13 protein-coding genes are annotated in these 13,976 nt (G+C 64.3%); 8 read left to right on the top strand and 5 right to left on the bottom strand.

The features are described from left to right. The 3 genes from QCE62_RS10220 to QCE62_RS10210 all read left to right on the top strand — a co-directional run. Positions 1–1,294: RHS repeat-associated core domain-containing protein (locus QCE62_RS10220; protein ID WP_309917268.1), on the top strand; the 1,294-nt coding region annotated here is incomplete at its 5' end. A gap of 2 nt (positions 1,295–1,296) precedes the next feature. Further along, the gene (locus QCE62_RS10215) at positions 1,297–1,617 is read left to right on the top strand and encodes a hypothetical protein (RefSeq protein WP_309917265.1); all 321 of its coding nucleotides are present in this window, start codon (positions 1,297–1,299) and stop codon (positions 1,615–1,617) included. 512 nt (positions 1,618–2,129) lie between these two features. Continuing rightward, the gene (locus QCE62_RS10210) at positions 2,130–2,585 is read left to right on the top strand and encodes a hypothetical protein (RefSeq protein ID WP_309917262.1); all 456 of its coding nucleotides are present in this window, start codon (positions 2,130–2,132) and stop codon (positions 2,583–2,585) included. Here QCE62_RS10210 and QCE62_RS10205 read toward each other — a convergent pair. Then, on the bottom strand, positions 2,485–3,792 hold the full coding sequence (locus tag QCE62_RS10205) for a cyanate transporter (protein ID WP_309917259.1): 1,308 nt from the start codon (positions 3,790–3,792) through the stop codon (positions 2,485–2,487). The two genes, QCE62_RS10210 and QCE62_RS10205, sit on opposite strands and share 101 nt — an antisense overlap. 183 nt (positions 3,793–3,975) lie before the next feature. On the opposite strand from QCE62_RS10205, the gene QCE62_RS10200 reads away from it, so the two are divergent. Next, positions 3,976–4,692, top strand: coding sequence for a GntR family transcriptional regulator (locus QCE62_RS10200; RefSeq protein WP_309917256.1), 717 nt, complete (start codon positions 3,976–3,978; stop codon positions 4,690–4,692). 89 nt (positions 4,693–4,781) lie between these two features. On the opposite strand, the gene QCE62_RS10195 is transcribed toward QCE62_RS10200, so the two are convergent. Continuing rightward, on the bottom strand, positions 4,782–6,344 hold the full coding sequence (locus QCE62_RS10195; RefSeq protein WP_309917253.1) for an acid phosphatase: 1,563 nt from the start codon (positions 6,342–6,344) through the stop codon (positions 4,782–4,784). A gap of 253 nt (positions 6,345–6,597) precedes the next feature. On the opposite strand from QCE62_RS10195, the gene QCE62_RS10190 reads away from it, so the two are divergent. The 3 genes from QCE62_RS10190 (at position 6,598) to QCE62_RS10180 (ending at position 9,080) form a co-directional block, all read left to right on the top strand. After that, on the top strand, positions 6,598–7,971 hold the full coding sequence (locus tag QCE62_RS10190) for a cytochrome-c peroxidase (RefSeq protein ID WP_309917251.1): 1,374 nt from the start codon (positions 6,598–6,600) through the stop codon (positions 7,969–7,971). Between the two features lie 194 nt (positions 7,972–8,165). Beyond that, positions 8,166–8,579, top strand: a complete 414-nt coding sequence (locus tag QCE62_RS10185; protein WP_309917248.1) for an RT0821/Lpp0805 family surface protein — start codon at positions 8,166–8,168, stop codon at positions 8,577–8,579. 51 nt (positions 8,580–8,630) lie between these two features. Then, entirely contained in the window at positions 8,631–9,080 is a 450-nt protein-coding gene (locus QCE62_RS10180; protein ID WP_309808998.1) for an NUDIX hydrolase, read from the top strand. Here QCE62_RS10180 and QCE62_RS10175 read toward each other — a convergent pair whose 3' ends face one another. Together QCE62_RS10175 and QCE62_RS10170 are read right to left on the bottom strand one after the other, a co-directional pair. Then, positions 9,081–10,052, bottom strand: coding sequence for a transporter substrate-binding domain-containing protein (locus QCE62_RS10175; RefSeq protein WP_309808996.1), 972 nt, complete (start codon positions 10,050–10,052; stop codon positions 9,081–9,083). It lies immediately after the preceding gene. Between the two features lie 102 nt (positions 10,053–10,154). Beyond that, positions 10,155–11,864 carry a glutamine--tRNA ligase/YqeY domain fusion protein gene (locus QCE62_RS10170; RefSeq protein ID WP_309917246.1) on the bottom strand — a complete coding sequence of 570 codons (1,710 nt, stop codon included), beginning with the start codon at positions 11,862–11,864 and terminating at the stop codon, positions 10,155–10,157. A 378-nt stretch (positions 11,865–12,242) separates the two neighbouring features. Here QCE62_RS10170 and QCE62_RS10165 point away from each other — a divergent pair, with 378 nt between their 5' ends. Then, positions 12,243–12,452: an ornithine carbamoyltransferase gene (locus tag QCE62_RS10165; RefSeq protein ID WP_309808993.1), complete on the top strand. Its 210-nt coding sequence runs from the start codon at positions 12,243–12,245 to the stop codon at positions 12,450–12,452. Between the two features lie 20 nt (positions 12,453–12,472). On the opposite strand, the gene QCE62_RS10160 is transcribed toward QCE62_RS10165, so the two are convergent. After that, a complete protein-coding gene (locus QCE62_RS10160) occupies positions 12,473–13,693 on the bottom strand; it encodes a CaiB/BaiF CoA-transferase family protein (RefSeq protein ID WP_309917243.1) in 1,221 nt (406 codons plus the stop codon). Between the last annotated feature and the right edge of the window lie 283 nt (positions 13,694–13,976).

The raw sequence follows: 13,976 nt of genomic DNA, 5'->3' as shown, positions 1-13,976 counted from the left end.
GGCGCGTCATGCAACCCGCCGCGCCGGCGTGCACGACGACGACACGCACTTCCGCTATGACATCAGCGGCAATCTGATTGAACGCCGCGACAGCCGCTCAGGTAGCGATCAATTCAGCTACGACCCGCTCGGGCGCATTGTGGCGCATACCGATCCGATTGGGCGGCTGAAGTATTTCGCCTACGACGCCTACGGAGACCGCTTCAAGGTCGTACGTGACGACGAACGCGGACGAGAACTGCAGCACAACGATGGCGCGCGCTGGCTACTGGATGCGGCGGGCCAACTGGTGATACGCCAAGGAGGCGGACAGGGTGTGCAGCACTTCGAGTGGGATGCGTTCGGGAGGTTGGTGGGCTTCGAGAACACGCACAACGAGCGCTGGGCGTATCGCTATGACGCGCTGGGACGGCGCATCGGCAAGCGGGCGACCGAGGCGTGGCATGGAAAACATAGCCAGCACGGTTCACCAACGTGGTTCCTGTGGGACGGCGATGCGATGGCGGGCGAGGTGCGGCGGGCTGCGAACAAACAGGACTCAGCACGCTTCTATGCCTATCACCTGGGCAGCTTCGAGCCCTTGGCGATGCAGACAAAGTCCGCCTCATCGAAGCATCTTTACTTCTACCAGAACGACCCGAACGGCGCGCCGGTATGCCTGCGCAACGCAGACGGCGAGATCATATGGGAGGTACACTACGGCGTCACGGGTAGGGTCGATCATGTCGGGACGCAGCGCATCGAGCAGCCGATCCGGTTGCAGGGCCAGTACTTCGACGAAGAGTCGGAGTTGCATTACAACCGGCACAGATACTTCGATTCCCAAACCGGCGGTTTCATATCGCAAGACCCGATTGGATTGCTTGGCGGGACGAATCCTTACCAGTTCGCGCCGAACCCGCTCGGGTGGATCGATCCGCTTGGGCTTGCATGTGGTGATGCAGTCGAGAGGCTTCCCGCATTACGTGGATGGTCTGTTGGGAGAATCCAGCAGATATTGCAGGACGCTGGATTTATCCGAACGAATCCGTTGAATCCTCGGAATCAGCGCTGGCGTCATTCGGATGGATCAGAGGTCCAAATACATGCCTATGGAAATGCGCAAAGTGGACCGCATAAATCTGGAAACAACGCCCATGCCCACAAATCTGTAGGAAAACACGGCGAGCCGGGAACGACTGAACTTGCAGACGATGGGCTGACTGTTGTAACGCAGTACTCAGCTGCGGCTCATATAGGACTTCGAAACCCACAGGATTTTCCTGCTGTTTCAGGACGAAATCATGGAGATTAGCCTTGTCTGCTGAATTGTTCTTATCCTTCCATGATGTGCACTGGTATGCAGAGCATAGGAAAGATATTGAACGTCAAATACAAATCCTTCCTACATTCCTTAATCAGAAGGATTCTGTCTACCGGATGCGTGGAACTGAGGAAAACGGCCAGCTGAAGTGGAACTATGATGTCCGCATATTTTTTAAGGAAGAAAATATCTTCCTGGAGGTTGGTGCTCACCCCCCAAGCATCGAGATTGATCTCAAATTTTTATTCGACTGGATGAGATCTGAAACAGGAATATTGATTATCGATGAGGACGGAGAGGAGTCCAAGTGGTAAAAGCAAATAGATCCCGACCAGTAAATTGTTACAGTAGTAACCTATTCTTGATCCATTAGTCGTCAGTCGACTGCGCTCAACATTGAATCCCACGCGCTGCGGTGACCTGACGCCGGCGTATTCGAACTGTGGTGCAGCAATCACCTCGCCAAGCTTGCATTAAGGCGGAAAAGTCCAAGCCGTCAGGAGGGGGGCGGTGCCTCCCCCGCGATTTGCACATCAATCATTCACCGACAGCTGCTCGCACCCGCGCGACATCGACGCTGATCCGGCTTCATGCACCCCACTTGGCGCAGTTCCTGCCCTACCTCTCCTGGTGTTCTGTCGGGCATCGACCCCGCGACCCTGCCGAGCAAGGGAGCGGCGGGTTTGGCACGTCCGGACTAACCAACCCTACCGCCCACACGCGGTGCACACGCGCGCCAACATGGCGCGCAATGCGCCGCACCGGTGACGGACAAATCAACCGCCCGCAAGCAAACCGAAAAAAGAACCGCCCAAGGACCAACCCCTTGAACAACCGCGCCTACGAAATCAGCCCGTCCCAATGCTCGCGCTGGAACCGCAAGCAACCACGCCTGCGCCCGGAAGCGCGGCGTGTGCTGCTTGCCTTGCCGGAACGCGTACTGGGCGCCTCGCTGGTGTCGCTGTTCGAGCTGAAGGGTTTTCCGTCGCAACTGGCGCTGGACGCCGCCACGGTCAAACACAGCATCGCCGAATGGCGTCCGCACGTGCTGTTGCTGGACACGCGCGTCGGCGGCAGCGCCAACTACGCGCTCGTGCGCGAACTGCGCACGGCCGCCGACGACGCAGACCGCCTGATCGTCGCGATGAGCGGCTTCCTCCCGGAGGAGCCTATCGCGCTGCTCAAGGAAGCGGGTTACGACGGCCACTGCCGCCGTCCGTGTCCGGTGTGGCAGATGACCGATCTGCTCGACGAATACTTCGCCTGCCACGCCGTGCGTTGATGGCTGGCCGTATCGCACGCGCATACCCCGACGGTCCGAACACGCCACTGAGCGCCAGCATCGCGACGAGGCTCGCGGACAGCATCATCCACGTCATCGAGAAGCCCCCGCTCAGATCGCGCACGACGCCCGCCACGACCGGCGCCAGCGCCGCGATCACGAAGCCCACGCCCTGCACGAAAGCGACGAGCCGCGCGGCGAGCGCGTGATCGTCGGCGTGATCGAGCGTCAGGACAAGGGACAGCGCGAACACGCCGCCCAGTCCGCCGCCCATCAGCGCAACCGCCGCGACGGGCGCGGCAAGCGGTGCGAGCAGCAGCAACGCGAAGCCGCCCAACTGCGCGATGAGCCCCAGCGCAAGCCACGGCCGACGATCCTTCGCATGCCCGAACCAGTGTCCGAAGCGCGCGGCGGCCATCGGCAGGAGCAGTGCCGATGACGCCTGGAAAACGGTCAGCAGCGCGAGCAGCGCGCCGCTTGCGCTCACGCTTTGCCCGAGTTGCTGGTAATATGCGGGCATCCATGCGACGAGACTGGTATATCCGCCATTGACGAGCCCGAAGAAGACGCCGAGCGTCCACGCGCGGCGGTTCAGAAAGAGCGACGGCGCCGCCGCGGGATGCTGCGTCGAGGCAGGGCGCGGCAACGCATCAACGCGCATCAGCATCAGCCAGACGGCCAGCGCGACGAGCGCGGGAAGCGCCCAGACCGCGAGCCCGTCCTGCCACGACACGCGTGACGCCACGCCCGGCGTGATGCTTGCGCCGAGCCCGCCGCCCGCCATGATCGAGGCGGAATAGAGACCCATCGCAAACGGCAGGCGCGCAGCAAAACGCGTCTTCATGACGCCCGGCAAGAGCGCCTGGATCACCGCGACGCCCGTACCCGCGACCGCCGCGCTGACGATCAGCGCCGTCGCGTTGCCCGCGAACCAGCGTCCCGCGCAAGCCGCCGCGATCGCAACCAGCCCGAGCGCCACGCCGCGCGCGTTGCCGACCGCCCGGGCGAGCGCGCTCGCGCCGAATGCGCACACGCCCATCGCCACGACCGGCAAGCCGGTGAGCAGCGACGCCCCGCGAAACGACAGTCCCGTCGCAGGCAGGATCACGCTCATCAGCGGGCTGATCGAGGTGAGCAGCGGCCGCAGGTTCAGTCCGATCACGACGATCACCACGAGCCACGCGAGGTCCGGCGTGCGCGGCTTCATTGCGCAATGCATGTCGATGTTTCCATGGAGCAGCCCTCGGTGAATCGTTCGTTTGGTTGACCATTTTATCAATTTCTGGTCAACCAAATATGCGTATGGGCTGATACAGCGGATTCGTGCGCCGGCGAAAGCACTCGTTACAATGCAGGACAATCCAGGCATCGAAGGCACATCGCAGGCACCATGGCCGCAAGCACTACCCAACCGGAAACAGATCCCGCCGCGAATCCGCCCGCGCCCGAGACACGCGTCCACGCGGCGATCACCTCTGCGCTGCTGCAGGGCAAGCTCGCGCCGGGCGCGCAACTGGTCGAGCGCGAATTGGCCGCCGCCTTTGGCTGCACGCGCGGCACGATCCGCAAGGTGCTGGCGCGCCTCGGCGCGGAAGGCAAGCTGACGTTGGAAGTGAACCGCGGCGCGTTCGTGCCGTCGCCGACGGTGGCCGATATCCGCGCGGCCTATCGCGCGCGGCAGGTGGTGGAGGCGGGCATCGTCGCATCGCTGTGCGGCGCGCTGGGCACCCAGGCGAAGCGCGCGCTGCGCGCTCACGTCAAGGCCGAGCAGCGGGCGGTGAAGGCGGGCAGCGTGGAAGAATGCGTGCGTCTTGCGGGGTGCTTCCACGTGCTGCTGGCGGAACTCGCGAACGCGCCCGAGGTGCAGGCGTTCCTGTCGAAGCTGGTCGCGAAGACCGAGCTGTACAAGGCGCTGTTCGATCCGTCGAAGGTGTCCAACTGCGCATCGGACGAACACGAGCAGCTCGTCGATGCCCTCGAAGCCGGCAATCTGGAAGCAGCGCTCGCGACGATGCGTCTGCATATCGACGAGCTCGAATCGCGCGTGCTTGCGCAGGCCGGGACCGCGCGCGGCAACGATCTGGCGACGCTCTTCGCGGGCGCCTGACACGGAGCGCATCGCGCTGCCAAGCAAAAAACGCAACGGGCCGCGGTCAAACGACCGCGGCCCGTTTCATTACAACGCTGCTAAAAGGCTTACTGCGAGAAGTCGAGCGCGTTGGTCAGGTCGCCCATCTTCGCTGCACCGTTCGCCGTCAACGCAGCGTCACGCGAGGTCAGGCCCGGCAGCGACGGCAGGTTGAAGCGCTTGGTGATGAAGCGCAGGATCGACGTCGTGTCGTATTGCGTGTGATCGACGAAGCCCTTCTTCGAATACGGCGACACGATCAGCGCCGGAATGCGCGTGCCCGGACCCCAGCGGTCGCCCTTCGGCGGCGCGACGTGATCCCAGAAGCCGCCGTTCTCGTCGTAGGTCACGACGACGACCATGTTCTTCCACTGCGGGCTCTTCTGCAGATGGCTGATCAGGTCGGCGATGTGCTGGTCGCCCGACGCCACGTCGGTATAACCGGCGTGCTCGTTCAGGTTGCCCTGCGGCTTGTAGAACGACACTTGCGGCAGCGTGCCCGCGTCGATCGCCTTGATGAACTCGGCACCGCTGGTGCCGCCGTCCAGCAAGTGCTGCGTGCGGTTGGTCGTGCCCGGCGCAAGGTCGGCGAAGTAGTTGAACGGCTGATGGTGGGTCTGGAAGTCAGGCACCACGTTGACCGCGCCATTGATGACCGAACGGTCCGCCAGCGCCGCGCCCCACGAACCGCCGTACCACGCCCAGCTCACGTTGGCCTTGTTCAGCAGATCGCCGATGTGCTGCTGCGTCTGCGGCGGCAGCGTCGTTGCTGCGGTCGGATCCGCGAGGTTCGCGTCGCCGCCTGCAGCCGGCTTGTTGCCGCTCGGCTGATACGGCGGCTGCATCGTGTTGACCGCGTAGAAGTCGGGCGTCAGGTTGCCCGAGTTCACGAACAGGCCCGACGTGTTGGCATCGAGCGCCGAGCCCGCGGCCTTCGCCAGTTTCAACGACACGCCGTCCGGATTCACCGACGAGATCGAGCCCTTCGCCACGCTCGTGTCCGCATTCGGGTAGACCGGCGTACAGGCGCAGATCAGCCACTGGTGGTTCAGGAACGAACCGCCGAATGCGCCCATGAAGAAGTTGTCCGCCAGCGTGTATTGCTGCGCGATCTTGTAGAGCGGCAGCTTCTCAGGCGGCGTGTCGTAGTGACCCATCACCAGCGCGCCCGAATCGCCCCAGGCAACGAACTTGTCGTTCTTGCCGCCGTCGATCTGCATCTGGTTCTCATAGAAGCGGTGATACAGATCCCGCGTCGTCACGTTGAGCGCCGTGTTGAAGCCCTTCGGATCATCGATCGCGAAGGGTGCGTTCGGCAGGTTCGTCGTCATCGCCGCGGTGATTGCCGGCGTCACGCCCGTCGCCGTCAGGCCGGTCCAGATCGTCGGCAGCGTCGCCAGCACGCTGCCGTCGCGGTCGAGCTGCTGCGAGTTCGCCGTCGTCACGTTCTGCAGGCCGTTCGCGCCCGGGAAGTGGCCGTACAGGTTGTCGAAGCTGCGGTTCTCCGCATAGATCACCACGACGTTCTTCACCGAGGAAATGTCGTCGTGATGGTCATCGCCGCCGCAAGCGTAGAGGCCGAATGCAACGGTGGCCGCCAGCGGCACCGCGCATACGAGTTTCTTGTTCATTGAGGAATCTCTCTTGTGTTGGGGACCGGCGCGTGACGCAAGCTTGGTCAGTTTTGAAAGCCTTTGCCCGCCGGCGTGCGCAGTGTGGCAAGTCGTTTTGACGCGAACATGTAATAAGGCTTTCGGTTGCGTAATCTGCAATGAATAAATTTCGGGTGGAGACGCAGGCGCAACAGGGGAGACAGCGCTGTCACATGAAAGACACACGTTGGACATACGCTTCGGCATCTTTCAAATTCGCTTTTCCAAGCCCATGTCTTCGATGCGTTTGCCTTTCGTTCTCTGTTCACTCGCCCTTGCCGCATTGTCCGCGGCGCTCAGCGGCTGCGATTCCCATGCAGCCGACATCAACACGGGCACGAACGCGGCAGCCGCCAGTTCAGGCAAGGGCGCACAAGCGGGCGCCGTCGTCAAAGTCGCGGCGCAACCCCAGTCGCGCGCCGAAGTCTTCGCCCACGTCAAGCAGATGACCGCGCTCGGCGAGAAGCTGTTCTTCGATCCCTCGCTGTCCGGCTCGGGAAAGCTCGCCTGCGCGTCGTGTCACAGCCCGCAGCACGCGTTCGGTCCGCCCAATGCGCTCTCGGTGCAGCTGGGCGGCAGCGACATGCACCAGACGGGCATTCGCGCGGTGCCCTCGCTCAAGTATCTGCAAAGCGTGCCGGCCTTCACGCGGCACTTCCACGATTCGGACGACGAAGGCGACGAAAGCGTCGATGCCGGTCCCACCGGCGGCCTCACCTGGGACGGCCGCGTGGATCACGGCGCGGATCAGGCGCGCATTCCGCTGTTGTCGTCGTTCGAAATGGGCAGCACGCCGCCGAAGGTCGCGGCGGCGGTGAAGGCCTCGCCTTATGCGGACGCATTCCGCCAGGCCTTCGGCGCCGATGTCTTCCAGAACGATGAGCGGGCCTTCGCCGCGGTGCTGGTCGCGCTGGAGACCTTCGAGCAGAGCCCCGAGCGCTTCTATCCGTACACGAGCAAGTACGACGCGTTCCTCGCCGGCCGCGCGAAGCTCAACGACGCCGAGATGCGCGGCCTGCAACTCTTCAACGACGAGAGCAAGGGCAACTGCGCGGCCTGTCACATCAGCACGCGCGCGAAGGACGGCTCGCCGCCGCAGTTCAGCGACTTCGGTCTGATCGCGCTCGGCGTACCGCGCAATCGCGCATTGCCGATCAACCGCAACCCGAAGTATCACGATCTCGGCGCGTGCGGCCCGGAACGCACCGATCTCAAAGGACAGGACGAGTACTGCGGCATCTTCCGCACGCCGTCGCTGCGCAACGTCGCGACGCGCAAGACCTTCTTCCACAACGGCATCTATCACAAGCTCGACGACGTGGTGCGCTTCTACGTCGAACGCGATACGAATCCGGAAAAGTTCTATCCGGTGTCGAAGACGGGCGCGGTGCAGAAGTTCGACGACCTGCCGAAGAAGTACTGGGACAACATCAACACCGAGCCGCCTTTCGACCGCAAGAAGGGCGACAAGCCGGCGCTCGACGAAGCCGAGATCAAGGATGTCGTGGCGTTCCTCGGCACGCTGACCGACGGCTACGATCCCGCGAAGGACAAGGACTCGCAGAAGGGGACGGGCATCGGCGAGATGAAGTCGGTGTCGAACTGAGCGGCGGGCCGGGCCTCGATCCAGCGCACCAGCGCACTATCCCGCCCCGTGCGGCGGCTGAACGCCGCGCATCATGCTATTCTCGTTGCGGCCCGCTCTCGCGGGCTGACGTTGGTGTATCGCCGTTGCCGCTGTGGTTGCACGTGTGCGTGGACGTGCAGGCGGCCATACTCATCCGCGACGAGGAGAACCCAATGCCGAATCCATCCCGAGTCATGGCTCGCGTGCCGCTCCTGACGAGCCTGACGAGCCTGACGCTGGCGGCCGCATGCATCATCGCAAGCGGCACGGCACAAGCCGCCAACCTCGGCTTCCTGAACAACACGCCGATCACCTACATGAAGCAGCGCGACCTGCAGGCGCTCAACAAAGCCGCGCAGAAGGCGCTGGAGACCAAGCAGGACGGCGAATCGCTCGACTGGGACAACAAGGGCGCCGGCAATACGGTGCCGATCAACGGCACGGTGACGCCGCAGAGCAGCTTCGAGTCCGACGGCATGAAGTGCCGCAAGATCGAACTGGTCGCGCACGCGAAAGGGCAGACCCAAACCTGGACGCCGACCGCCTGCAAGGCCAGCGACGGCAAGTGGAAGCTGAAGAAGCAGTGAAGGCGCGATGAACCGGGCAAGCAGAAGAACAAACCGAAGCGTAATCATCCGATGACCCACCGCACTGTGTCATGCGGCGTGGTCATGCTGAACGCGCAGGGCGACGTGCTGCTGTGCCACGCCACCGAAACCACGCACTGGGACGTGCCCAAGGGCGCGTCCGATCCCGGCGAGAGCCCGCGCGAGGCCGCGTTGCGCGAGCTCGTCGAGGAAACCGGCATCGTGCTGGCGCCGGAGCGGCTGAAGGATCTCGGGCGCTTTCTGTATCGCCGCGACAAGGACCTGCATCTGTTTGCCGTGCGCGTCGGCGACGACGAGGTGCAGCTCGAAAACTGCGTGTGCGAATCGTACTTTCCGCGCTACAGCGACGGCACGATGATCCCCGAAATGGATGCGTACCGCTGGGTCAGTCCGGCTGATGTCGACCGCTTCGCGAGCCGCAGCCTCGCGCGTCTGTTCCAGACCACGCTGTCGCTCGCGGACCTGCACGAGACGCTTTGATCAGTCGAGTATGCGGTCGTTGGGATGCTCGAAGAGCAGCTTCATTTCCGGCGACATCGGGAACTGGAGGTTCACGCCGTCCGGGGGAATCGGGCTCATGAACCAGGTGTCATAGAGCTTGGCCGCTTCGCCGGAGCGCTGCATCCCGGCGATCACGTCGTCGACGATCTTCTTGAACACCGGATCGCCCTTTCTCATCATGCAGCCATAGGCCTCGTTCGCCAGCGACGCGCCGGTCACGAGATACTCGCCGCGCGCATTGCCTTCCTGGGCGATCTTGCCGTACAGCAGCGGGTCGTCCATGACGAAGGCGACGGCGCGGTCGGAGCGCAGCGCGGCGAAGGCCTCGGCGTGATCGCGCGCGCTGATGATGCGCAGGTTCAGCTTCCGGTCGATGCTCATCTGCCGCAGCATGCGTTCATCGGACGTGCCGGCGGTGGTCGCGACCGTCTTGTTGGCGAGATCGGCGTAATCGCGGATGCCCGACTTCTTCTTCACCGCCATGCGGATGCCGTACTGGAAGAAGCTGTTCGAGAACGCCACCAGCGGTTCGCGGTCGGCGACATGCGCGGTGGAGCCGCATTCCAGGTCGACCTGGTTGTTCACCACGTACGAGATGCGGTTGGCCGAGGTAACCATCACGTTCTTCACCGCGAGGTTCGGCATGTCGAGCCGCTTCCTCAGTTCATCGACGATCCTGAGCGCGATCGCATACGAGTAGCCCACCGGCTGCTGCCTGACCGTGTACGAAAACGGCACCGACGACTCGCGCGTGCCCAGCACGATCGCGCCATTCTCGGCGATCTTGCGCAGCGTGGCGGAAGGCGGCAACTGGTCCACGGCGGCGTTGGCGCGGGTCGTCTCCGCGGTGCTCGTGGCCTGCGCGCGGGCGCAGGCGAGCAGGATCAGGCAGGCGAGGGCGGCGCTTCGATGCGCCCGGAACCCGGGCGCGAAGGCATGCGGCAGCTTCATGATGTCCTCGTAAGAAGCGGCGTGCGACGACTGGAACCGGCTACAGCAGCGCCGCGTGGCCGCGCGGCGCTTTATATACTTTTTCTCCAAGAGGCGAGCCCGTCAGGCCGGCTTGCCCCAGCTGTCGCGCAGGCTGACGATGCGGTTGAACACCGGCTTGCCCGGCTGCGAATCCACGCGGTCCGCGACGAAATAGCCATGCCGTTCGAACTGGAAGCGGTCTTCGGCGTTGGCATCGCGCGCGCTCGGTTCGAGGTACGCGTTCACCACACGCTTCGAGTCCGGATTGAGCGCGTCCAGGAACTCCGCGCCGCCCGCGCCGGGCTGCGGCTCCTTGAACAGGCGATCGTAGAGACGCACTTCGGCCGCGTACGCGGTCGCCGCGCTGACCCAGTGGATCGTGCCCTTGACCTTGTAGTTGTTCGCGCCTTCGGTGCCCGAGCGGCTGTCCGGGAAGTAGTTGCAGTGCACGGCGGTCACGTTGCCGTGCTCGTCCTTGTCCGCGCCCGTGCACTCCACCACGAAGCCGTATTTCAGGCGCACCTTGTTGCCCGGGAAGAGCCGGAAATAGCCCTTCGGCGGCGTTTCCTGGAAGTCCTCGCGCTCGATCCACAGCTCACGCGAGAACGGGAACGAGCGCACGCCGCGCTCCGGATGATGCGGATGCACCGGCGCGCTGCATGCTTCGCTCTGGCCTTCCGGATAGTTGTCGATGATCAGCTTGAGCGGGTCGAGCACGGCGATCGCGCGCGGGGCTTTCTCGTCGAGATCGTCGCGCAGCGCGCCTTCCAGCACGCTCATGTCGATCCACGAATCCACCTTGGTCACGCCGACGCGCTCCACCATCAGCCGGATGCTTTCCGGCGTGAAGCCGCGCCGCCGCACGCCGACGATGGTCGGCATGCGCGGATCGTCCCAGCCCTCGACGTGATTCTCCTGCACGAGTTGCAGCAGCTTGCGCTTGCTGGTGATCGCGTAGGTCAGGTTCAGGCGCGAGAACTCGATCTGTTGCGGCAGCGGGCGCTGGAACACGCCGTCGTCGGCGAGCTGCGCGAGGAACCAGTCGTACAGCGGACGGTGATCCTCGAACTCCAGCGTGCACAGCGAGTGCGTGATGTTCTCGATCGCATCCGAGACGCAGTGCGCGTAGTCGTACATCGGGTAGATGCACCAGGTGTCGCCGGTCCGGTAGTGATGCGCGAAACGGATGCGGTAGATCACCGGGTCGCGCATGTTGAAGTTCGGCGAGGCCATGTCGATCTTCGCGCGCAGCACGTGCTCGCCTTCCTTGAACTCGCCCGCCTTCATGCGGCGGAACAGGTCGAGGTTCTCGTCGGGCGTGCGGTCGCGGTACGGCGAATTGATGCCGGCCTCGGTGGCCGAGCCGCGCGTGGCGCGCATCTCTTCGGCGGTCTGGCTGTCGACATACGCCTGGCCCTTCTTGATGAGCATCTCGGCGTATTCGTACAGCTTGTCGTAGTAGTCGCTCGCGAAATACTTGTGCTCGCGGCCGTCCTTGTTCCATTCGAAGCCGAGCCATTCGACGGCGTCGATGATGGAATCCACGTACTCGACGCTTTCCTTCTCCGGATTCGTGTCGTCGAAGCGCAGATGGCACACGCCGCCGTATTGCGCGGCAAGGCCGAAGTTCACGCAGATGCTCTTCGCATGGCCGATATGCAGATAGCCGTTCGGCTCGGGCGGAAAGCGCGTCTCGACCCGCTGCGACCATTTGCCGGAGCGGTTGTCGTCTTCGATGATGTTGCGAATGAAATTGGAGGGGGCCGGGGCGTCGTTGCGATCGGTGTTCATGCGAAAAAGAGTGCCAGCGGATGCGCTCGCGCGCGTGAAACGGTTCGGGAAGCGTTCCCGCGAGACGGGCAGGGACGCGTACGAATGCCTTGAAGATGGGGTCGATTCTACCTTACGCAACCGCTGGCTTCCGGCGATGCGTGCGGGCTGCGTCGGGCCTGCGTGGTCGACGCCCGCTGCCTTGCGTGCCCGCGAGTTTCGTTACACCGATTACGGCATGCAGCGCGCTTCGTAACCGCCGTAACCGGACGTAAATCGCGTTGAAAGGTGCTCTTGCGGGCTTTTATGATCGGCTCGACTGCATGCAGCACGGCGCCCCGCGACGTACTGGGGCAGACAACGACAACACATCACAACGACAACACAAGGAAGATGATCATGAAACGGATCCTCGTCACGACTCTCAAGCTGGCTGCCGCAACAGCGCTCGTTTCGAGCCTCGCGGCTTGCGCCGTCTCGCGCCAGCAGGCCCACGCGGGCGTGGGCGCCGCAGCGGGCGGCGCGCTCGGCTATCTGGTCACGGGCGGGCCGATCGGCACGGTCGCGGGCGCGGCGGCGGGTGGCGTGATCGGCGCGGGCGTGCGCTGATTCACGGGCGCCGCTCCTGATCAGATCGTCTTCGACGCCCGCAACGCCGCGATCCGCGCCTCGTCATAGCCGAGCAGTTCGGCCAGCACGCCTTCCGTGTGCTCGCCGAGCAGCGGCGGATGCGAGCGCGCCTCGGGCGGCGTCGCGCTCATCTTGATCGGGCTCGCGACCAGCTTCACCGTGCCGCCGCTCGGATGCGGCAGATCGATCTGCATCCGGCGCGCCAGCACCTGCGGGTCCTCGAACACTTCGCCGAGATCGTTGATCGGCCCGCACGGCACGCCGGCTTCCTCCAACTGCGCGATCCACTCGTGCTTGCCCTGACGCTGCACCATGTCGGCGAGCAGGGGCACGAGCACTTCGCGATTGCGCACGCGCGACGGATTGGCCGCGAAGCGCGGGTCGTCGGCGAGATGGGCGCAGCCGCCCGCCTCGACGAACTTGCGGAACTGCCCGTCGTTGCCCACCGCGACGATGATCCAGCCGTCGCTGGTCTGGAACGTCTGGTACGGCACGATGTTCGGGTGCGCATTGCCCCAGCGCACCGGCGGCTTGCCGCTCGCGAGGAAGTTGGTGTTCATGTTGGCGAGCATCGCGACCTGCACGTCGAGCAGCGCCATGTCGATGTACTGCCCCTCGCCGGTGCGGTCGCGATGCGCGAGCGCCGTGAGCACGCCGACGGTCGCATACATGCCGGTCATCAGGTCGGCGATCGCCACGCCCGCCTTTTGCGGACCGCCGCCCGGCTGGCCGTCGCGCTCGCCGGTGATGCTCATGAAGCCGCCGATCCCCTGCACGATGAAGTCATAGCCCGCCCGCTGCGCGTAGGGCCCGGACTGGCCGAAGCCCGTGATGGAGCAATAGACCAGGTCCGGCTTGACGGCCTTCAGCGATTCATAGTCGAGCCCGTACTTCTTCAACTGGCCGGCCTTGTAGTTCTCCAGCACGACATCGCTTTGCGCGGCCAGTTCGCGCACGATGCGCTGGCCTTCGGGCGTCGCGATGTCGACGGTCACCGAACGCTTGTTGCGGTTCGCCGCGAGATAGTACGCGGCCTCGCGGGTGTCCTCGCCGGCGGGCGTCCGGAGATAGGGCGGGCCCCACTGGCGGGTGTCGTCGCCGGTTTCCGGCCGTTCGATCTTGATGACATCGGCGCCGAAATCGGCGAGGGTCTGCGCGCACCACGGTCCCGCCAGCACGCGGGTCAGGTCCAGCACGCGGATATGGCTCAAGGCTCCCATTCGTCTGCTCGCTTCCTCTTGTTCGTGGCTCTGGTGCCTTTAGTGGCTTCAGTAACGACAGCGGCGGGCGTCCTGCGGCGCCGGCCGGCGGTTTCGCGACTGTCGCACAGAACCGCGTCGCGCGCGATACCGAAGGCGCGATAAACGCGTCAAGGAAGCGGTGGCGCGGGCCTGCGCCGGCGCGCCGCCCGCCCGGCCGGACGCGGCGAATCCCGTATAATCGACAATCACCCTCGCCACGCCGGCCGGGCTTGCCGTCGATTCATGCGCAAGCCGCCCGCGG

It is taken from the genome of Caballeronia sp. LZ033 (assembly GCF_031451265.1).
In the GTDB taxonomy this organism is placed as follows: domain Bacteria; phylum Pseudomonadota; class Gammaproteobacteria; order Burkholderiales; family Burkholderiaceae; genus Caballeronia.
Note: the sequence above shows the minus strand (reverse complement) of the source record. Positions and strands in the feature narration are given on the sequence as shown.